Raw genomic sequence first — 19,369 nt, forward strand, 5'->3', positions numbered from 1 at the left:
GCCGCGGCGACCGCGGCCTGCTCGTGGGTGCGGCGCGAACCCATCTCGATCAACGGCCGGCCGGCCGCGGCGCTGACCATCCGCGCCGCCGCGGACGCCACCGCGGCGTCGTGGTTGAAGATCGACAGCGCCAGCGTCTCCAGGATCACGCATTCGGCGAAGCTGCCGTGTACCGACAGCACCGGTGAGCCGGGGAAGTACAGCTCGCCCTCGGCGTAGCCGTCCACGTCACCGGTGAAGCGGTAGTCGGCCAGAAAGCCCAGCGTGGTGTCGTCGAGGAACTCCTGCAGCAGGGTCAACGCGTCGGAGTCGAAGCGGAAGCGCGCCAGCGCCTCGACGAACCGCGCCGTGCCGGCGGTGACGCCGTACCGCCTCCCGCCGGGCAGCCGGCGCGCGAAGACCTCGAAGGTGCTGCGCCGGGCCGCGGTGCCGTCGCGCAGTGCTGCAGCGAGCATCGTCAGCTCGTACTTGTCGGTGAGCAACGCCACAGAGATGTCCGACAGGTCCGGAGGCGGCAGGGGCACACGGTCACCGTATCGGTTCGAGGCGCGTCCGGGACCCCGGTATTCTGGCCGCATGGTGACGCCGGCCAAGGCCCGACCGGGCACCCGCGAAGACCGTGATGTGCGCTTGGACCCGGAAACGGACGAAGCCACCGACACGCCGTGGGTGACCATCGTCTGGGACGACCCGGTGAACCTGATGACCTATGTGACCTACGTCTTCCAGAAACTCTTCGGCTACAGCGAACCCCACGCCACCAAGTTGATGCTGCAGGTGCACCACGAGGGCAAGGCCGTGGTGTCGGCGGGTAGCCGGGAATCGATGGAGGCCGATGTGACCAGGCTCCACGCCGCAGGGCTGTGGGCGACACTGCAACAGGACCGCTGAATTCACTGTGCGTAAATGGAAACGGGTCGAGGGCGCCGACGGCCCGCGGTATCGGTCGGCACTGGCCGCACACGAGGCCGAGTTGCTGAGCAGTCTGGTCACCTCGCTGCTGGGCATGCTCGATACTCGGGAGAGCTCCGGTCCGGTGGACGAACTCGCCGAGATCACCGGTATGAGAACCGGCAATTCTGTTCCGCCGCAAGACGATACGCTCAAACGTCTGCTGCCGGACTTCTACCGGCCGGCGACCGAGCATCCGGCCGGGTCCGGTCCCGCGGAAAGCCTGAACAGCGCGCTTCGCAGCCTGCACGAACCTGCCATCATCGACGCCAAACGTGAAGCGGCCCAACGCTTGCTGGACACCGTCCCGGCCGCCGGCGGCAAATTCGAGTTGTCCGAGGACGACGCGCACGCGTGGGCGGCAGCCGTCAACGACGTCCGGCTGGCGCTCGGCACGATGCTCGGGGTGGGTTCGGAGATTCCCGACCGGCTGCCCGGCGACCACCCGATGGCCGGCCACCTCGACGTCTACCAGTGGCTGACGGTGCTGCAGGAATACCTGGTCATCTGCCTGATGGATCCGTCGCGGTGACGGTCTGGGCACCGCGATGAGCGGATCGATCACCGACGTCGGCGGCATTCTCGTCGGCCACCATCACCGGCTCGACGACGACGCCGAGCTGGGGTCGGGCTGGGCAACCGGCACCACCGTCGTGCTGACCCCGCCGGGCACCACCGGCGCGGTCGACGGGCGGGGCGGCGCCCCGGGCAGTCGGGAGACCGACCTCCTCGACCCGAGCAACTCGGTGCGCCACGTCGACGCAGTCGTGCTGACCGGCGGCAGCGCGTTCGGGCTGGCGGCCGCCGACGGTGTGATGACCTGGCTGGAGGAGCACAACCGCGGCGTCGCACTCGACGGTGGCGTGGTCCCGATCGTGCCGTCGGCGGTGATCTTCGATCTTCCGGTCGGCGGTTGGCAGTGCCGGCCGAATGCCGACTTCGGCTATCGGGCGGCCGCCGCGGCGGGCGACGACGCCGCGATCGGCACCGTCGGGGCGGGGGTCGGCGCGCGCGCCGGCGTCCTCAAAGGCGGTGTCGGGACGGCGTCGGTCCTGCTGGATTCGGGCGTCACCGTCGGTGCGCTCGTCGTGGTGAACTCCGCGGGCGACGTCGTCGACCCGGCCACCGGGCTGCCCTGGCTGGCGTCCCACGTCGAAGAGTTCGGGCTCGTCGCGCCGCCCGGGGACCAACTCTCCGCCTACATCGACCGGCACGGCGAACTCAGCCCGCTCAACACCACCATCGCGGTGGTGGCCACGGATGCGGCGCTGAGCAAGGCCGCCTGCCGGCGGGTGGCCGTCGCGGCCCAGGACGGGCTGGCCCGCACCATCAACCCGTGCCACACCCCGCTGGACGGCGACACCGTGTTCGCGCTGGCCACCGGCGCGGTGGAAGTCAATCCGGACCCGACGACGCCGGCCTCGATGACACCGGAACTGCCGCTGGTGACCGCCGTGGGCGCGGCGGCGGCCGAGGTGCTCGCACGCGCTGTGATGGTCGCGGTGCTGGCCGCCGACCCGGTCGCCGGAATACCGACATACCGTGGTCTGTTGCCGGGAGCGTTCGAGTGAGAGGACTGCGCAGTGTTGACGATCCGTGCTGACCTGGTCGATGCCATGGTCAGCCACGCCCGTGCCGACCATCCCGACGAGGCCTGCGGCGTCATCGCGGGCCCGGACGGTTCCGACCGGCCCGAGCGGTTCATCGCGATGACCAACGCCGAACGTTCGCCGACGTTCTACCGGTTCGACTCCATGGAGCACCTACGGGTGTGGAGGTCGATGGACGAAGCCGACGAGGTGCCGGTCGTCATCTATCACTCGCACACCGGCACCGAGGCCTACCCGAGTCGCACCGACGTCGACATCGCCGCAGAACCCGACGCCCACTACGTGCTGATCTCCACCCGCGACCCGGACGAACACGAGCTGCGCAGCTACCGCATCGTGAACGGCGTCGTCACCGAAGAGCCCGTCACCATCGTCGAGCAGTACTGAAGACAACCCTGAAGGAGTCAGTCCCGTGGCTATCTCTGTATCCATCCCCACGATCCTGCGCACCCACACCGGCGGCGAGAAGCGCGTGTCCGCCTCCGGTGACACGCTGCAGGCCGTGATCGCCGATCTCGAGGCCAACTACTCGGGCATCTCGGAGCGTCTCGTCGATAACGGCAAGCTGCACCGCTTCGTCAACATCTACGTCAACGACGAGGACGTGCGGTTCTCCGGTGGCCTGGAGACCGCGATCTCCGACGGCGACTCGGTGACGATCCTGCCCGCCGTCGCAGGAGGCTGAGCACTCCCCGATGACGCGCTACAACTCACTGCTCGAAGCGCTCGGCAACACCCCCCTGGTCGGGTTGCAGCGGCTGTCGCCGGCCTGGGACGGGTCGCCGCACGTGCGGCTGTGGGCCAAGCTCGAGGACCGCAACCCGACCGGGTCGATCAAGGACCGGCCCGCGCTGCGGATGATCGAGGACGCCGAACGCGAAGGCCGGCTGCAGCCCGGGGCGACGATCCTGGAGCCGACCAGCGGTAACACCGGCATCTCGCTGGCGATGGCGGCCCTGCTCAAGGGCTACCAGATGGTCTGTGTGATGCCGGAGAACACCTCGATCGAGCGGCGGCAGTTGCTGGAGCTCTACGGCGCGCGGATCATCTACTCGCCCGCCGAGGGCGGTTCCAACACCGCGGTGGCGCACGCCAAAGAGCTTGCCGCCGAACATCCCTCCTGGGTGATGCTGTACCAGTACGGCAACCCGTCCAACGCGGCCGCGCACTACGAGGGCACCGGCCCGGAACTGCTGGCCGACCTCCCCGAGATCACCCACTTCGTCGGCGGCCTCGGCACGACCGGCACGCTCATGGGCACCGGCCGGTTCCTGCGCGAGCACGTCCCCGGAGTGCAGATCGTGGCGGCCGAACCCCGCTACGGCGAGGGTGTCTACGCGCTGCGCAACATCGACGAGGGCTTCATCCCCGAGCTGTACGACCCGGACGTGCTGACCACGCGCTTTGCGGTCGGTTCCTATGACGCGGTGCGGCGCACCCGCGAGCTGGTGCAGACCGAGGGGATCTTCGCGGGTATCTCCACCGGCGCGATCCTGCACGCGGCGTTGGGGATGGCGGCCAAGGCGGTCAAGGCGGGGGAGCGCGCCGACATCGCGTTCACCGTGTGCGACGCGGGCTGGAAGTACCTGTCGACCGGCGCCTACGCCGGTAGCCTGGACGACGCGGAGGACGCGTTGGAAGGGCAGCTTTGGGCGTGACGGGCACCGGTGGATACCCAGCTCTGCCTGCGGAGCCGACGAAGCGGCCCGCGTGGGTGGTCGGCGGGGTCACCATCGTGTCGTTCGTCCTGCTGCTCTGGATCGTCGAGCTGTTCGACTCGCTGACCGGACATCGCCTCGACGGGAACGGGATCCGCCCGCTGGAGACCGACGGGCTGTCCGGCATCCTGTTCGCCCCGCTGTTGCACTCCGACTGGGGACACCTGATCGCCAACACGGGCCCGGCACTGGTCCTCGGATTCCTGATGACGCTGTCCGGCCTGTCGCGGTTCCTCTACGCGACGGCGATCGTGTGGATCGTCGGCGGCCTCGGCACCTGGCTGATCGGCAACCTCGGGGCGCCCACCTACAACGGCACGGTCGTCGAGACCAACCACATCGGCGCGTCGGGGCTGATCTTCGGCTGGCTCACGTTCCTGATCGTGTTCGGCTTCTTCACCCGCAAGATCTGGGAGATCGTCGTCGGGGTCGTCGTGCTGTTCATCTACGGCAGCATCCTGCTCGGCGTGCTGCCGGGGACGTTCGGCGTGTCCTGGCAGGGCCACCTGTGCGGTGCGGCCGCCGGGGTGCTGGCGGCCTACCTGCTGTCGGGTCCCGAGCGTCGGGCGCGCCAGTCACGCGCGCCCGCGACGACCCCGCCGTACCCGACCCGATGACCGGCCCGCAGGCGCCGATCGGGATCTTCGACTCCGGGGTGGGCGGTCTCACGGTGGCGCGCGCGGTGATCGACCAGCTGCCCGACGAGGACATCATCTACATCGGCGACACCGGCAACGGGCCGTACGGCCCGCTGACCATCCCGCAGATCCGTGCGCACGCGCTGGCGATCGGCGACGACCTGGCGGGCCGTGGCATCAAGGCCTTGGTCATCGCGTGCAACACGGCGTCGTCGGCGTGCCTGCGGGACGCGCGCGAACGGTACGCCCCGATCCCGGTGGTCGAGGTGATCCTGCCGGCCGTGCGCCGCGCGGTGGCCGCCACCCGCAACGGCCGCATCGGCGTCATCGGCACCGAGGCGACCATTGCCTCGGGCGCCTACCAGGACGCGTTCGCCGCGGCCCGCGACATCGAGGTGTTCGGGGTGGCGTGCCCGCGCTTCGTCGACTTCGTCGAACGCGGCGTCACCAGCGGGCGGCAGGTGCTCGGACTGGCCGAGGGGTACCTGGAGCCGCTGCAGCGCGCCGAGGTCGACACGCTGGTGCTCGGATGCACCCACTATCCGATGCTGTCCGGTCTCATCCAGTTGGCGATGGGCGACCACGTGACGCTGGTGTCCAGCGCCGAGGAGACCGCCAAGGATCTGCTGCGGGTGCTCACCGAGCAGCAGTTGCTGAGACCGCACCCGGCGGATCCGGCGGCGCCGCGCCGGCAGTTCGAGGCCACCGGGGACCCGGACGCGTTCACCGCGCTGGCGGCGCGCTTTCTCGGGCCCACGCTCGACGGGGTTCGGCCTGTCCGGCGTCACGCCGGTACCCGAACATGACCTTCATCCCCGAAAGCGGCGATGTTTTCGTCATGGCGATGTCGGGCATGGCAAGCTAGTGAGCGTGCGAATCACCGTACTCGGTTGCTCCGGCAGTGTGGTCGGTCCTGATTCGCCCGCGTCGGGATATCTCGTCACCGCGCCCGACACGCCGCCGCTGGTGCTCGATTTCGGCGGTGGTGTCCTCGGCGCGCTGCAGCGTCACGCGGACCCGAACTCCGTCCACGTGTTGCTGTCGCATCTGCACGCCGACCACTGTCTGGATTTGCCCGGACTGTTCGTCTGGCGGCGGTACCACCCGACGCCGGCGCAGGAGCGAGGGTTCGTCTACGGCCCCGCCAACACGTGGGCCCGCCTCGGTCAGGCGTCCTCGCCCGAGGGCGGCGAGATCGACGACTTCACCGACATCTTCGAGATCCGGCACTGGGTCGACAACCAGCCCGTCCAGATGGGCGCGCTAACGGTGTTGCCGCGCCTGGTGTGTCATCCGACCGAGTCCTACGGGATGCGGATCACCGATCCTTCCGGGGCGGTGCTGGTCTACAGCGGCGACACCGGCTACTGCGATGCGCTGATCGATCTGGCCCGCGGCGCCGACGTGTTCCTGTGCGAGGCGTCATGGACGGACTCGCCGGACCGGCCCCCACGCCTGCACCTGTCCGGTGCCGAAGCCGGTCGCGCTGCCGCCCGCGCCGGCGTGGGCGAACTGCTGCTGACCCACATCCCGCCGTGGACGTCGCGCGAGGACGTGATCAGCGAGGCGAAGGCCGAGTTCGACGGCCCGGTGCACGCAGTGGTGTGCAACGAGACCTTCGAGGTCACGCGCTCCTGAGAGGCCGCCGGTACTGACCGGCTAGGGTTGGCCCGTGTCCAGACGAGAAGACGGCCGCCTCGACGACGAACTGCGCCCGGTCACCATCACCCGGGGATTCACCACCCATCCCGCCGGTTCGGTGCTGGTGGAGTTCGGGCAGACGAGGGTGATGTGCACCGCCAGCGTCACCGAGGGTGTGCCCCGGTGGCGCAAGGGATCCGGGCAGGGCTGGCTGACCGCCGAATACGCGATGCTGCCCGCCGCCACCCACGAACGGTCCGGCCGCGAGTCGGTCAAGGGACGGGTCGGCGGGCGCACCCAGGAGATCAGCCGGCTGGTCGGCAGGTCTCTGCGCGCCTGCATCGACCTGGCCGCGCTGGGGGAGAACACCATCGCGATCGACTGTGACGTGCTGCAGGCCGACGGCGGCACCCGCACCGCCGCCATCACCGGCGCGTACGTGGCGCTGTCGGACGCCGTCACCTATCTGGCCGCGGCGGGCAAGCTTTCCGATCCGCGTCCGCTGTCCTGCGCGATCGCCGCGGTCAGCGTGGGTGTGGTGGACGGCCGCATCCGCGTCGACCTGCCCTACACGGAGGATTCACGCGCCGAGGTCGACATGAACGTCGTCGCGACCGACACCGGCACGCTCGTCGAGATCCAGGGCACCGGCGAGGGCGCGACGTTCCCGCGGTCCACCCTGGACAAGATGCTGGACGTCGCGATGGTCGCCTGCGATCAGTTGTTCGAGGTGCAGCGCACGGCGTTGGCGCTGCCGTACCCCGGTCAGCTGCCGTCGTCGGCCGAACCCGCGAAGAAGCCTTTCGGGAGCTGACCGCGATGTCGCGTCTGCTGGTCGCCAGCCGCAACCATAAGAAGCTGGCCGAGCTGCGCCGCGTGCTCGACGCCGCGGGCGTGTCCGAACTGACCCTGCTGTCGCTCGATGACGTTCCGCCGTTCGACGAGGCGCCCGAGACTGGGGCGACGTTCGAGGAGAACGCGTTGGCCAAGGCCCGCGACGCCTACACCGCGACCGGCATCCCCGCCGTCGCAGACGACTCCGGTCTGGAGGTCGACGCGCTCAACGGCATGCCCGGTGTGCTCAGCGCACGCTGGTCGGGCCGGCACGGCGACGATCCCGCGAACACCGCGCTGCTGCTCGGGCAGCTCGCCGACGTGCCCGACGACCGTCGCGGCGCGGCGTTCGTGTCGGCATGCGCGGTGGTGTTCGGCCCTGCCCCCAGCGACGCGGTGGTGGTCCGCGGGGAGTGGCCGGGCAGCATCGTCCGCGCGCCCCGCGGCGACGGCGGATTCGGTTACGACCCGGTGTTCCTGCCCGCCGGTTCCGCCAGGACCGCCGCCGAGCTGAGTCCGGCGGAGAAGGACGCGTCCTCGCACCGGGGCCGCGCGCTGGCGGCGCTGCTGCCGTCGCTGCGCTCCCTGGTCTGAGGGCGGGTGACCCGGTTCAGCAGCCATGCCACGGGGACGGTCAGCGCCAGCGTCGCAGCGATCAGGCCCGGCATCGAACCGGTGAACAGCGGCCAGTCGAGCACCAGGTACATCGTCAGCGCCATCACCGCGACATGCACCAGGAAGATCTCGTAGGAGATCTCGCCGAGCCACACCATCGGCCGGCTGCCCAGCACCCGCGCGTACGAATCCCGGCAACCCAGCGCCACCGGCGTGACGGCCAGCGTCGCGATCGCCGCGTACAGCAGTGACCTGACGATCGGTGTCCAGGCCGGATCGGGGCCCCACAGCGTGCCGCCGAGCGAGGTCGAGACCACCAGGTAGAGCACGACGGCCACCGGTACCGCGACGATCGCGGCGCAGCGGACGCCGACCCGTTCCAGCACCGCCAAGGCCATCCCGCCGGCGAACCACGCCAGGTGGGCGGGCAACCACATGCCCGCCGAGTTCGGCAGCAGGTCGGTGCCGACCACCACGGCCAGCCACACCGGGGTCACCGCGGCGAGGACCGCGATACCGGCCAGGGCCCGCGCGGGCTGCCACCGGCCGCGCCCGAGCACCTGCAGCACCAGGAACGCCAGGACCGGGAGGGCGAGGTAGAACGACACCTCGACGGCCAGGCTCCACATCTGCGACAGGCCGGGGTGCAGCAGTGTCACCACGTAGTCGTCGGCGTAGATGTGCGTGAAGGTCAGGTACCGCAGCAGCCCGTGCCAGGTCTGTCCCGGGTTGGGGCCCGGCGCGAAGACCGTGTAGATCTCGAAGACGGCGACGACGGTGACGACGTACGCGGGCACGATGCGGCGCCAGCGCTTCCGCCCGTAGCGCAGCACAGAAGGAGGCCTGCGGCCGTCGGCGGCGGCCTGCACCCAGGGACGGAACAGCAGGAAACCGGACAGCACGAAGAAGATCGCGACACCGATCTCCAGGCGGGCGTACATGGCGCCGAGATAACCGTGGGCCAGGTAGCCGGTGGCGAATGCGGCGTGCGTACTGACGACCAGCAACGCGGCGACCGCCCGCAGACCGGTCAGCGCGGGATCACGGGACGTTGGACGGTGGGCGGCCACGGGAGCGCCGCAGCGCACGCCGGGGCTGGCTGACACCGCACCGAGTGTAGCTATCGGTGCACCCGGCAGACCCGGGTCAGATGCCGAACTGCGTCTTGATGTTCTGGGTCTGGAAGTGCTCGACGATGATGCCGACCAGCGGGATGGTGCCTGCGAGCAGGATGCCGACGGTCTTGGCGATCGGCCAGCGCACCTTCACCGCCAGGTTCGCGGTGAACAGCAGATAGACGAAGTACACCCAGCCGTGCACGACCGCGATCCAGCCCAGGGAGTCGTCGTGGAACGCGTACTTCATCACCATCTCGTAGCAGAGGGCGATCAGCCACAGCCCGGTCGCCCAGGCCAGGATGCGGTATCCGGTCAGTGCCTTGCGGACGGCCTCGACGGGAACGATGGGGGCGGGGGATTCGGGTGCGCTCACGTACCGGTTCCTCTTGTCTGCTGCGTCTTCTGGTGTTCACCGTCGGCTTTGGCCAAGTCGGCGAGGTAGGCGTTGTACTCCCGCAACGTGGCATCGGCATCGGTCCCGCCCGCGGCCTTCGGTCGTTCCGGCAGCAGGCCGGCGGGGATCTCGGTGACCGCGTCGCTCGGATGCAGCTCGGGCGGGGCTTCCTCGTAGCGGACGAACTTGAAATATGCGTACACGCAGAAGCCGGCGAACAGCGGCCACTGCAATGCGTAGCCGAGGTTCTGGAAACTGCCCGACGTCGACTCGTAACGGGTCCACTGCCACCACGCCAGCGCGAGGCAGCCGGCAGCGGCGGCGAGCATCAGCAGGATGAGCGCCGGCCTCCTACGCCGTGTAGTGGACACCGTTCAAAGGTACCGTGTCCCGCTCCGGCTCCGCGATCGCGACGACACCGGCCGACCTGGCTAGCCGACCTTCATCTCGCCCATCTCCGACCAACCGGTCGCATCCACTGTCTGGCTGATGATGAGCGGGGTGGACGCCAGCAGCGCCGGGGTGTCGGCGATGAACTTCTTGAAATGCTCGGCGTTGACGTGCTCTTTGCCGGCGGCACCGTCGCGGAACCCCTCGACGAGCACGTATTCCGACGGATCCTCGAGGCTGCGGGACCAGTCGAACCACATGTTGCCCGGCTCGTTCCGGGTGGCCTGGGTGAATTCGGCCACCAGGTCGGGGAAGTTCTCGATGTACTCGGGCTTGGGCCGGAACTTCACGACGATGAATATCACGGAGATCACACGCCCTTCTACGGGATCAGGATGGCTCGACCGCGGACGTTGCCGTTGTCGAGATCGGTGATGGCGGACTGGAAGTCGTCCAACGAGTACTTCTGGGTGTGCAGGTTGACCTTGCCACGGCCCGCCAGGGCCATCAGGTCGCACAGGTCGTTGTAGGAGCCGACCAGGTTGCCGATGAAGTTGATCTCGCTGGACACGATGTCGATGGTCGGCACGTCGATGTTCTCGCCGTAGCCGACGACGTGATAGTCGCCGGCGCGGCGCAGCATGGCCACGCCTTCGGCGGTCGCGCCGCCCTCTCCGACGAAGTCGATGACCACCTCGGCGCCGTTGCCGTCGGTGAGTTCGAGCACCTGGTCGATCACCTTCGACCCGCTGTCGGCCACCACACCGTGGTCGGCGCCGATCGACTCGGCGAGTTTCAGAGCCTCCGGGTTGCGGTCGACGACGATCAGCTCCGCCGGGGACAGCGCCTTGAGCACCTGGATACCGATGTGGCCCAGCCCCCCGGCGCCGATCACGACGACCCGGTCGCGCGGTCCCAGTCGCCGGGCCGCCTTGGCTGCCGCGTGGTAGGCCGTCAGCCCGGCATCGGCGAGGGCGGCGACGTCGGACGGTTCCAGCGCGTCGTCGATCCGGACGACGCTGCGGGCAGAGGTTTTCAGGTACTCGGCGTAGCCGCCGTTGGTGTCGATGCCGGGGAACTGGTTGGCCTCGCAGTGGACGTCGTCGCCGGAGCGGCAGGCACGGCAGAAACCGCAGGTGATCAGCGGGTGCACGATGACCTTGTCGCCCTCGCTGACGTTGGTCACCGCCGACCCGACTGCCGCCACCCACCCGGCGTTCTCGTGGCCGATCGTGTAGGGCAGCTGGACCTGCGACTTGTCGGCCCACTGACCCTCCAGGATATGCAGGTCGGTGCGGCAGACCCCGGCGCCGCCGATCTTGACGATCACGTCGAACGGCCCGGTCGGCGTGGGTACCGGCAGCTCGGTCATCTCCAGATTCTGGTGGTAGCCGACGACCTGGACAGCGCGCATGGTGGACATGTCAGTGTGCTCCTTGGTATTTGGGCAGCAGGGCGGTTGGGGGGAAGAACGCCGCCGGCTCGTCGCCGTACCGGGTGTGCAGCAGCCCCCGGCAGAAGTGGGCGTTGCCGTCGATCGAGATGCGGGTCGAGCGGGCCCGGCGGATCGCCATCGGCACGTCGTCGTACCGGTGCCCGAGATGGTCGACCAGCACTGCCTCGGTGTCGCGCGTGGGCAGACCGAGCGCCGCGCGGCGGCGCAGCAGCGCCGAGGTGAGGTCGTCGTCGGGCAGCTCACCGAGGGTGACGGTGCCCAACGATTCCTCCGACCGGGAGCGGTCGGCCCGCAGCAGCGCGGTCAGACACCGTTCCATCGCGGCGGTGTGCGCTTTGCGTCTGAACGTCTCGCGCAGTTCGTCGAGCGACTCTTCTGCCTCGTGACCGAACGTGCCCCGGTAGCCCGCGTCGGCGGCCAGGCCCGCGTTGATGATCGCCGAGTCGTGGTGGTCGTCGAGCTCGACCACCACGTGCCGGGCCCAGGCCAGCGCCACCAGGACATCTTTGGCGTCTGACGCCATCAGGTAGGCGAAGTTGGGCGAGCAGAACGACGTCGGCAACCTCAGGTGCAGTTCGATGTCGCCCGACGGCGACACCAGCAACGAACGTACGAACCCCAGATCGGTGACCGGCTCGTCGAGTTCCGGGTCGACCACCGCGGCCAGTGCGGCGAACGCCTCGTCGGAGCGGGTCACGCGTTGGCCATCTCGTCGGCGCCGCGGGGACCGACGGCCGGCTCGTCGGCATCGGGCAACTGCAGTTCGGCCGGCACCGGGATGTCGTAGAGCTTGGCGGCGTTGAGGCCCAGGACCTTCTTCTTCTGGTCAGTGGTGATCTGCGGGTACTCGCCGAGTTCGTCGGGGATGTTGAAGTCGACGAACGATTCGATGAGCCACTTGGGGGTCCACAGCGCGTAGTCGGACGAGAAGAAGATGCGGTCCTCGCCGATCCAGTAGAGGAGCTCGCCCATGATCTGGGCGAAGTACTTGGGCCGGGTGTGGATGAACGGGATCGCTACGGCCAGACCGGCATACACGTTGGGTTCCTGGGTGGCGATCCAGCAGAAGTCCTCCAGTCGGGGTAGGCCGCAGTGCTCGACGATGAAGTTCAGGTCGGTGAAGTCCGAGGCGACGTGATCGACGTCGGCGACATCGAACGCGTCGCGGTCCAGCGGCCGGATCGTCGGGCCCTTGTGGACGTGGATGTTGCGGATGCCGAGTTCGCGGCAGGCTTCGAAGTAGCGGTAGGCCCACGGGTCGTCGAGCTTCCAGCCGCGCGATTCGCCGTGCCACTCGGCGGTGTACAGCTTCACGCCCTGGAGGTCGTACTTCTTCGCGTCCAGCCGCAGCTGCTCGAGGCCGACCTCCCCGTTGCGCGGATCGAAGTGGTGGTTGTAGGTCAGCTTGTCCGGGTGCGCTCTGGCCAGTTCGGAGGCCTCGGCCGTCTGCCCGAATCCCTTGTAGTAGAACTCGCCGAGGTGGGCCGGCTGGAAGATCGCGTGGTCGACATAGCCGACGTCGAACAGGTCGTGCATCAGCCGTTCGCCGCCCTGGTAGAGGTAGTCCTCGTAGCTCCAGACCTCCGCGTCCGGCGACAGGTTGCGGTGGTAGTCGTAGAAGCAGTCGATGAACTGCTTACCGTGGATGTTGCGCTGGTTCTCGGGTCGGGCGTCCCACAGGGCGATGTGGGCGTCGACGATGAAGTAGCTGGTGCCGTCCTTGGTGAACATCGGTCTCCTTCGAAGGCTGTGTGTGATGGCTGTCACAGCCTGGATCTGAGGTTAGATCCGCCGGGCGCCGCTTCCGAGGGGCCTGCCGTCTCAATCTGAGACGCCGGCGGGGCTGCGCCGGCCGCGTGGGCTTGCCAGAGTTTGTAACGTGGATCACATGCCCGATGGTGTGCCTGAACGGGCCGGGATTCGCGATCCCGCGCGCGGTGACCGACCGGGCGCCGTGCCGGAACGGCTGCTGGCCTCATGGCAGCGCAGCGAGGATTACGGGATCTCCCTGGAGAGCGTCGAGCCGGTGTTCACCGGCACCGAGAACCTCAGCTCGCTGTTCTTCGAGTGCGGCAGCGAGGTGCTCGCCGATCTTCACCGCACGCTGTCCGGCGAACCGGTCAGCCTGATGCTCACCGACGCTGACGGCGTGGTGCTGTCCCGGCTGTCCGGCGACCGGTCCCTGGTGGCGGCCTTGGACGCCGTGCACCTTGCGCCCGGGTTCGCCTACTCCGAGCGCGAGGTGGGCACCAACGGGCTCGGCCTGGCCCTGGCCGACCGTGCGCCGACCCTGGTCCGGGCCAACCAGCACTACGCGCTGAGCCTGAACCTGTTCACGTGCGCCGCGGTACCGGTGCTGGACCCCACATCGGGCCGGCTGGAGGGCAGCGTCAACCTGACGACGTGGTCGCATTCCTCGAGCGATCTGCTGTTGGCACTGGCCCGCTCGGCGGCCAGCAACACCGCTGCGCTGATGTCGGCGCGGGGGTCGGGCCGGCGGACCCGGCCGACGCCGCGCGGTCAGGTGTTCCGAGTGGAGATGCCGCACCTCGAACCGGGATCGGGCACGGTGCACGCGCTGTCGCCGGCATGGAACGCGGCGGTCCGGCGTGCCGAGGGCGCGATGACGTCGGACAGTGTCGTCGCCGCGATCGGTGAGCCGGGCGCGGGCCGGGCGACGCTGCTCGGTCAGGCGGCCCGTCACGCCCATCCGCGCGATCGGATCCTGTCCGCGGGAGTGCCTGAGCCTGAGGACATCTCGACGTGGCTCGGGTTGTGGACACCCGAACTCGGCAAGTCGCACACGGCGGTCATCGTCCGCGACGTCGACCAGCTGCCGGCGTGGGCGGCCGAGAGGCTGCATGCGCTCGTGCTCCGCAGCGCCGGTGGCCCCGGTGCCAAGGTCCAGTTCGCGGTGACAGCCGAGCGGTTCACCGACATCCCGGCGGCGTTGGCGCGTCTGGTCGAGACGGTCGTCGAGGTGCCGCCGTTGCGTGAGCGCCCCGACGACATCGTGGCGCTCGCAGCGCACGTGGCACGTCGGGCCCGCGGTCGGGACGTCTCCTTCACCGCCGCTGCGGCACGGGCCCTGACCGGTTACGGGTGGCCGGGCAACGCCGATCAGCTCAGGCAGGTCGTCACCCATGCCGTCAACCGCACCGACATCGTCGACGTCAGGCATCTGCCGTCCGAAGTGCTGGCGGGTGACACCCGTCATCTCTCGCGCATCGAGGCGTTCGAGCGGGGCGAGATCATCCGCGTGTTGGCCGCCGGCTCCGTCACGATGGCCGAAGCCGCGCACGAACTCGGGATGGGCAGGGCCACGCTCTATCGCAAGATCGCGCAGTACGACATCGACATGCCGCGCCAGCACAAGTGAGTCACCCGCTGATCCGCCTCAGGCACAGTGCAGCGGTAGCGCGCGGTCCTTGGGCCCGATGAATTCGTCCAAGCGGGCCGTCGCAGCCTTGCGGTAGACGGACACGGTGTACCTGTCGGAGCGCCGCCACGTGATGCCCAACCGGTCCAGCGCAGCGGTGAACAGTCCGATGATGTCCTCGGACCGGTTGCTGAAGTGGTATCTGACGCTGAGAACTCCACGGTCGTTGGCCACCACGCGGCAGCCGTCGCTGTGGATAAGGCCCGTCACGAACTCCGCGGTCTCGCGGTCGACGATCTCCTGCTGCCACTGCTCGAGAGCGATCTTGCGAAGGTGCTTGCGGCCGGGCCCGTGTTGGGGGAGCAGGCACGGCCAATGTTTGGAGCAGTGGTAGACGTCAGCGCAACCACTCTTACGCGCGTAGACGCCGGCGCGCTGACCGGGAAACAGCGCGTCGATAGCTTCGCGACACCGCTGAATGATCGCCGTATATCGCTTGTCGCAGGAGATGCGCAGTGTGAATGTCCTCGCTCCACGGGAGACACAGCCGTCGCCTAAATAGAGGCCGAGAAGGTACGCATAGGGTTTCGCGGGCAGAACTGCAAAGTTGTGCTCGATACCGCACTCCGGCGACCCTGCCCGAGCGCGAAGTCCAGCACCTGGTTCACACCGCCACTGCCACACTGTCTTCCGCGGAATACCCGTCTGTCTGGCTATCTCGCAATCATTCAGGCCGGTCGAGATCAGCCGCAGGACTTCCTCGAACTGTTCTCTGGACCTCAATTCGACCCCCGTCCTACGCTGTTTGTCGCAGACGGTATCGACGATGTCCGACAGGGGGATGGCGCAGAAGTCGCGCTAAGATCGGCGAGCTTAGCGCGAGTGTCGGAACTGGCAGACGAGATGGATTTAGGTTCCATTGCCCTATGGGCGTGGGGGTTCGAGTCCCCCCTCGCGCACTTGGATTGGCCGGGCCCGGGTCGTAGACATTAGGCCGTGGGCCGCGCCACCATCGTGTGCCCTGGCGTCGGTAAAGACCCAGACGTCATGCGTCACCGCTGCGGGTTCCGGCTGTCGACAAACCGCCGTGAGGTCGCTCAGGCAGTGACTTCTGCGGCGACCGGAGCGGCTTCGTCGGCCTGGTTCTTGAAGCACAGGATGCTGGAGGTGAAGCTGACGAGTGCGACGGCGCCCGCGAAGACGGCGATCAGCGTTTCCGACATACCCCAGCTCGCCAGCGCGAACGCCAGGGAGATGATCGCGGTGATGATCAGGAAGAGCCCGGTCGTGGCGACGGTCTCGTTGAACGGATCGTCTGTACCGCGGTTGCCTTCGGCCCGGTCGGGCATGCCCGTCTCCTTCTCGATTCACGCTGACTGGCCCGATAATTACCCCGCCGTCACCGCATGAAACCTCGGCGTCAGCGCCAGCCGGTGACGCCGCTCACTCAGCCCGCATGGAGTTGCGATGGGCACGGAACGCGTACTGCCGGGGATCTAGGGGAACATGGGTGGGATATCCGTCGGATGGGGACGACACATGAGCGACCTGAAGTACGTGGATCTGCACGGCGACCGCGTCGCCTATCGGGACGTCGGTCACGGAGAAGAAACCCTGCTGTTGCTGCACGGGATGGCCGGAAGCTCGAATACATGGCGGGCGGTGTTGCCGCAGCTGGCGAAGCGCTATCGGGTGATCGCGCCCGACCTGCTCGGGCATGGCGAGTCCGCCAAACCCCGGAGCGACTACTCGCTGGGCGCATTCGCCGTCGGACTCCGCGACCTCCTCGATGAACTGGGGATCACCTCAGTCACCGTCGTCGGCCAGTCCCTGGGCGGTGGGGTGGCCATGCAGTTCGTCTATCAGCATCCCGACTACTGCCGGCGACTGGTGCTGATCAGCAGTGGCGGTCTCGGTCAGGACGTCGGGTGGACGCTGCGCCTGTTGTCGGCGCCGGGGGCCGAACTGTTGCTGCCGGTCATCGCGCCGCCGCCGGTGGTAAAGGCCGGCGACCGACTGCGCGGGTGGTTGTCCGCGGCGAACATCCAGTCGCCCCGGGGTGCGGAGATGTGGAGCGCCTACGCCTCGCTGTCGGACCCGCAGACCCGCCAGGCGTTCCTGCGCACGCTGAGGTCCGTGGTGGATTACCGCGGACAGGCGGTGAGCGCGCTGAACCGGATGCATTTGACGGCGGAGATGCCGCTGATGGTGATCTGGGGCGACCAGGACCACGTCATCCCCGTCGAGCACGGCTACGAACTCGACCGGCACCGGCCCGGCTGCCGGCTTGAAGTGCTCAGCGGCGTCGGTCACTTCCCCCATGTCGAGACACCGAACCAGGTCGTTGACCTGTTGGAGGATTTCATCGCCTCGACCGGGCAGCCTTCCAGCGCCCCGATGCCGAGCAGCTAGGTTCAGCGCCTGGTCGCCGAGTACCCGTTACGTTCGGCCAGCGACCGCAGCTGCCTCAATGCGAACTGCCGGTTGCGGCCCCCCTCAGGCAGCACGATGCCTGCCCACAACCCGGTGGCGCCCGGGGTCACACAGGCGTCGCGCGCGCACTGCCAGCGCCGGGGGCAGGCACGGCACAGCGACTTGGCGCCCTCGTCGGCGGCGACCATCCATCGGTCGGGGTCTTGCGTGCAGGGCGCGGTCCACGCTTCCTCGTCGATGCGGATCGAGTTCACGGACACCTTCCCTTCCGATACGGCCAATACGTTTGTACCGTAATAACAATACCGATGTATTGCGGGGCTCGGTTGGGGGCGATGTTGTCTACGGTGATCACTGTGGCGACAGAGACAGGGCGGACGGGCGCCGAACCGTCCAACATCGAGAGAATTCGCGCCGCGGCTTTGTGCAGTCTGGCGGCCAACGGCGCCGCGTCGACCACGATGCGCGGCGTCGCCGCGGCGGCTGGGGTCTCCCTTGGTCTGGTGCAGCACCATTTCGCTACGAAAGCGGGCTTGATCAGCGCAGTAGACGACTACGTGCTCGGCTTGATCGCCACGACGTTCGACCGTCCGCTGACGGAGCCGCCCGGCGGTTCCGTCGTCGAGATCGGGGACAGGATCAACAAACTCTTCTCCGAAGAACCCGACGTGGCGGCCTACATGGGCCGCGCGCTCGTCGACGGCAGCCCCGTCGGCGCGAGGATCTTCGACACGCTCTTCGCCGCGGGGGTCGTGCGGTGGCAACAGCGGAAAGACCGCGGTGAACTCCGCCCGGACGTCGACGTGACGTGGGCGGCGATCAACGGGCTGGTGCTTGCCCTGGGCGCCATCAGCCTCCGGTCGCACCTCGACCGGCATCTCGCGGAGCCGTTCATCTCACCGGTGCAGCTGCGGCGGTGGCAGACCGCGGTCGACTCACTGCTGACTGAAGGGCTTTTTCAGCTCCCCGCGGCTGACTGAGCGCTCAGGACGCGTCGGCGACCCTTTTTCGATAGGCCGAGGGCGTCTCACCGCAGAACTGGGTGAAGGCGCGCGTGAACGAGCTGACACTGTCGAACCCGACCGCAGTCGCCGTCTCCTGCACGGTCTGCGCCGGACCGGCCAGCAGCGCCATCGCGCGCAGCATCCGTGCGTGCAGAAGGTAAGTGCGCCAAGATATTCCGAGTGAATCGGCGAACAACCGACGCAGGGTGCGCTCGGACACCGACACCGCCCGGCTGACGTCGGCACACGTCGCGGTGTCCAGATTCTTCTTCGTGTGGTCCAGCGCCGCGGCGACGATCGGGTGATCCGAGGTGGGCAGGCTCAGCGGTGCTTCGTGGTCGAGCGCCTCACACACCAGCACCGCCAGTGTCCGGAAGAAGCCGTCGGAGATGTCGTCGCCGACGGTCCGCTCGATCGGCCAGCGCAGCGCATAGATCATCATCTCCCGGATCAGCGGTGACACCGCCAGGATGCGGGCCCGGTCACCGCCGTCGGGGATCAGGGTGGGGTCGAACATCACGGCCACCGTCTTGACGTCCGGATTCATCACCGCCTGATGTTCGAGCCCGGCCGGAATCCATGCCGCCTGTTGCGGGGGCAGCAGGTAGTGCGCGGAGTCCGTCTCCACCTCGACGACACCGTGCAGCGCGTACTCGATCTGGTGCACGTCGTGCGAGTGCCACCCGGTGATGAGCGCGTCGCCCTCGTACAGGTAACTGCCGCCGAGCGCGTGGCCACCGCGACGCAGGTCGATCACCCGGCGCCGCGGGAGGTCGGCCGCTGCGGACAAGAGTCTGTCCGAAGATGCAGAGACGGTCACGCATGCAGACGGTACTACTTGAGGGATGCAGGCGCGGACGCGAGGAGAGACATGAACACAGACGACCTGATCCTGGTGAGCATCGACGACCACGTGGTGGAGCCGCCGGACATGTTCCTGCGCCACGTCCCCGCCAAGTACCGCGAGGAGGCGCCGATCGTCGTCACCGACGAAAAGGGCGTCGATCAGTGGATGTACCAGGGCAGGCCGCAGGGAGTCAGCGGTCTCAACGCCGTGGTGTCCTGGCCGGCCGAGGAATGGGGTCGCGATCCCGCTGGCTTCGCCGAGATGCGTCCCGGGGTGTACGACGTCCACGAACGGGTGCGGGACATGAACCGCAACGGCATCCTCGCCTCGATGTGCTTTCC

At 68.4% G+C, this 19,369-nt stretch carries 24 protein-coding genes, 1 tRNA gene and 4 pseudogenes; 16 read left to right on the plus strand and 13 right to left on the minus strand.

Annotated features, from left to right (window positions below):
• Positions 1-455, minus strand: a pseudogene (locus tag MVA01S_RS21235) (nicotinate phosphoribosyltransferase); the annotation flags it as partial.
• Between the two features lie 121 nt (positions 456-576).
• On the opposite strand from MVA01S_RS21235, the gene clpS reads away from it, so the two are divergent.
• Genes clpS through rdgB form a run of 11 tightly spaced genes read left to right on the plus strand, consistent with a single transcriptional unit; the run spans position 577 to position 7,986 of the window.
• A complete protein-coding gene (clpS, locus tag MVA01S_RS21240; RefSeq protein ID WP_003933440.1) occupies positions 577-891 on the plus strand; it encodes an ATP-dependent Clp protease adapter ClpS in 315 nt (104 codons plus the stop codon).
• A gap of 7 nt (positions 892-898) precedes the next feature.
• A complete protein-coding gene (gene aosR / locus MVA01S_RS21245) occupies positions 899-1,483 on the plus strand; it encodes an oxidative stress transcriptional regulator AosR (RefSeq protein ID WP_003933439.1) in 585 nt (194 codons plus the stop codon).
• Between the two features lie 16 nt (positions 1,484-1,499).
• The gene (locus tag MVA01S_RS21250; RefSeq protein ID WP_003933438.1) at positions 1,500-2,522 is read left to right on the plus strand and encodes a P1 family peptidase; all 1,023 of its coding nucleotides are present in this window, start codon (positions 1,500-1,502) and stop codon (positions 2,520-2,522) included.
• Positions 2,523-2,534: 12 nt separating this feature from the next.
• On the plus strand, positions 2,535-2,948 hold the full coding sequence (locus tag MVA01S_RS21255; RefSeq protein WP_003933437.1) for a M67 family metallopeptidase: 414 nt from the start codon (positions 2,535-2,537) through the stop codon (positions 2,946-2,948).
• 25 nt (positions 2,949-2,973) lie between these two features.
• Positions 2,974-3,246: a MoaD/ThiS family protein gene (locus tag MVA01S_RS21260; protein ID WP_003933436.1), complete on the plus strand. Its 273-nt coding sequence runs from the start codon at positions 2,974-2,976 to the stop codon at positions 3,244-3,246.
• A gap of 10 nt (positions 3,247-3,256) precedes the next feature.
• Complete coding sequence (locus MVA01S_RS21265; protein WP_003933435.1) at positions 3,257-4,219, plus strand: cysteine synthase; 963 nt, start codon at positions 3,257-3,259, stop codon at positions 4,217-4,219.
• The gene (locus MVA01S_RS21270; RefSeq protein ID WP_040543032.1) at positions 4,210-4,896 is read left to right on the plus strand and encodes a rhomboid family intramembrane serine protease; all 687 of its coding nucleotides are present in this window, start codon (positions 4,210-4,212) and stop codon (positions 4,894-4,896) included. The genes MVA01S_RS21265 and MVA01S_RS21270 overlap by 10 nt, the downstream gene beginning before the upstream one ends.
• Positions 4,893-5,723 carry a glutamate racemase gene (gene murI, locus MVA01S_RS21275; protein ID WP_003933433.1) on the plus strand — a complete coding sequence of 277 codons (831 nt, stop codon included), beginning with the start codon at positions 4,893-4,895 and terminating at the stop codon, positions 5,721-5,723. The genes MVA01S_RS21270 and murI overlap by 4 nt, the downstream gene beginning before the upstream one ends.
• 58 nt (positions 5,724-5,781) lie before the next feature.
• Positions 5,782-6,555 (plus strand): cyclic nucleotide-degrading phosphodiesterase, encoded by a 774-nt coding sequence (locus MVA01S_RS21280; protein ID WP_003933432.1) that lies wholly within the window; start codon positions 5,782-5,784, stop codon positions 6,553-6,555.
• 34 nt (positions 6,556-6,589) lie between these two features.
• Positions 6,590-7,372 (plus strand): ribonuclease PH, encoded by a 783-nt coding sequence (gene rph, locus MVA01S_RS21285; protein ID WP_003933431.1) that lies wholly within the window; start codon positions 6,590-6,592, stop codon positions 7,370-7,372.
• Between the two features lie 5 nt (positions 7,373-7,377).
• Positions 7,378-7,986: an RdgB/HAM1 family non-canonical purine NTP pyrophosphatase gene (gene rdgB / locus MVA01S_RS30580; protein ID WP_003933430.1), complete on the plus strand. Its 609-nt coding sequence runs from the start codon at positions 7,378-7,380 to the stop codon at positions 7,984-7,986.
• Between the two features lie 26 nt (positions 7,987-8,012).
• Here the strand turns inward: rdgB and MVA01S_RS21290 are convergent.
• From MVA01S_RS21290 to MVA01S_RS21320, 7 genes and pseudogenes are all read right to left on the minus strand, one after another.
• Positions 8,013-9,113 (minus strand): annotated as a pseudogene (locus tag MVA01S_RS21290) (acyltransferase family protein); the annotation flags it as partial.
• A gap of 40 nt (positions 9,114-9,153) precedes the next feature.
• Positions 9,154-9,498 carry a DUF3817 domain-containing protein gene (locus MVA01S_RS21295; protein ID WP_003933428.1) on the minus strand — a complete coding sequence of 115 codons (345 nt, stop codon included), beginning with the start codon at positions 9,496-9,498 and terminating at the stop codon, positions 9,154-9,156.
• Positions 9,495-9,890, minus strand: a complete 396-nt coding sequence (locus MVA01S_RS21300; RefSeq protein WP_040543030.1) for a hypothetical protein — start codon at positions 9,888-9,890, stop codon at positions 9,495-9,497. Before MVA01S_RS21300 ends, MVA01S_RS21295 begins: the two co-directional genes overlap by 4 nt.
• Positions 9,891-9,950: 60 nt before the next feature.
• Positions 9,951-10,274 carry a putative quinol monooxygenase gene (locus MVA01S_RS21305; protein ID WP_003933426.1) on the minus strand — a complete coding sequence of 108 codons (324 nt, stop codon included), beginning with the start codon at positions 10,272-10,274 and terminating at the stop codon, positions 9,951-9,953.
• A gap of 17 nt (positions 10,275-10,291) precedes the next feature.
• Positions 10,292-11,323: an NAD(P)-dependent alcohol dehydrogenase gene (locus tag MVA01S_RS21310; RefSeq protein ID WP_003933425.1), complete on the minus strand. Its 1,032-nt coding sequence runs from the start codon at positions 11,321-11,323 to the stop codon at positions 10,292-10,294.
• Positions 11,324-11,333: 10 nt separating this feature from the next.
• On the minus strand, positions 11,334-12,062 hold the full coding sequence (locus MVA01S_RS21315; RefSeq protein ID WP_003933424.1) for an iron-sulfur cluster assembly protein: 729 nt from the start codon (positions 12,060-12,062) through the stop codon (positions 11,334-11,336).
• Positions 12,059-13,096, minus strand: coding sequence for an amidohydrolase family protein (locus tag MVA01S_RS21320; protein WP_003933423.1), 1,038 nt, complete (start codon positions 13,094-13,096; stop codon positions 12,059-12,061). Before MVA01S_RS21320 ends, MVA01S_RS21315 begins: the two co-directional genes overlap by 4 nt.
• 157 nt (positions 13,097-13,253) lie before the next feature.
• On the opposite strand from MVA01S_RS21320, the gene MVA01S_RS21325 reads away from it, so the two are divergent.
• Complete coding sequence (locus tag MVA01S_RS21325; protein WP_003933422.1) at positions 13,254-14,744, plus strand: AAA-type ATPase lid domain-containing protein; 1,491 nt, start codon at positions 13,254-13,256, stop codon at positions 14,742-14,744.
• A gap of 18 nt (positions 14,745-14,762) precedes the next feature.
• Here MVA01S_RS21325 and MVA01S_RS32105 read toward each other — a convergent pair whose 3' ends face one another.
• Entirely contained in the window at positions 14,763-15,014 is a 252-nt protein-coding gene (locus MVA01S_RS32105) for a hypothetical protein (protein WP_237024197.1), read from the minus strand.
• Between the two features lie 438 nt (positions 15,015-15,452).
• Positions 15,453-15,527 (minus strand): annotated as a pseudogene (locus MVA01S_RS32380) (hypothetical protein); the annotation flags it as partial.
• Between the two features lie 93 nt (positions 15,528-15,620).
• Here MVA01S_RS32380 and MVA01S_RS21335 point away from each other — a divergent pair.
• Positions 15,621-15,703, plus strand: a tRNA-Leu gene (locus tag MVA01S_RS21335).
• Between the two features lie 138 nt (positions 15,704-15,841).
• Here MVA01S_RS21335 and MVA01S_RS21340 read toward each other — a convergent pair.
• Complete coding sequence (locus tag MVA01S_RS21340) at positions 15,842-16,093, minus strand: hypothetical protein (RefSeq protein WP_003933420.1); 252 nt, start codon at positions 16,091-16,093, stop codon at positions 15,842-15,844.
• 190 nt (positions 16,094-16,283) lie between these two features.
• Between MVA01S_RS21340 and MVA01S_RS21345 the strand changes: the two genes are divergently transcribed.
• Complete coding sequence (locus MVA01S_RS21345) at positions 16,284-17,156, plus strand: alpha/beta fold hydrolase (protein ID WP_003933418.1); 873 nt, start codon at positions 16,284-16,286, stop codon at positions 17,154-17,156.
• Between the two features lie 2 nt (positions 17,157-17,158).
• Here the strand turns inward: MVA01S_RS21345 and MVA01S_RS21350 are convergent, their stop codons facing one another.
• Positions 17,159-17,431 carry a WhiB family transcriptional regulator gene (locus tag MVA01S_RS21350; protein WP_003933417.1) on the minus strand — a complete coding sequence of 91 codons (273 nt, stop codon included), beginning with the start codon at positions 17,429-17,431 and terminating at the stop codon, positions 17,159-17,161.
• A gap of 81 nt (positions 17,432-17,512) precedes the next feature.
• Here MVA01S_RS21350 and MVA01S_RS21355 point away from each other — a divergent pair, with 81 nt between their 5' ends.
• Positions 17,513-18,157: a TetR/AcrR family transcriptional regulator gene (locus tag MVA01S_RS21355; protein ID WP_040543028.1), complete on the plus strand. Its 645-nt coding sequence runs from the start codon at positions 17,513-17,515 to the stop codon at positions 18,155-18,157.
• 4 nt (positions 18,158-18,161) lie between these two features.
• Here MVA01S_RS21355 and MVA01S_RS21360 read toward each other — a convergent pair whose 3' ends face one another.
• Positions 18,162-19,001 carry an AraC family transcriptional regulator gene (locus MVA01S_RS21360; protein ID WP_081529183.1) on the minus strand — a complete coding sequence of 280 codons (840 nt, stop codon included), beginning with the start codon at positions 18,999-19,001 and terminating at the stop codon, positions 18,162-18,164.
• Positions 19,002-19,052: 51 nt separating this feature from the next.
• Here MVA01S_RS21360 and MVA01S_RS21365 point away from each other — a divergent pair.
• Positions 19,053-19,369: pseudogene (locus tag MVA01S_RS21365) on the plus strand (amidohydrolase family protein); the annotation flags it as partial.

The sequence above is a fragment of the Mycolicibacterium vaccae NBRC 14118 = CIP 105934 genome, assembly GCF_001552715.1.
Lineage (GTDB): Bacteria > Actinomycetota > Actinomycetes > Mycobacteriales > Mycobacteriaceae > Mycobacterium > Mycobacterium vaccae.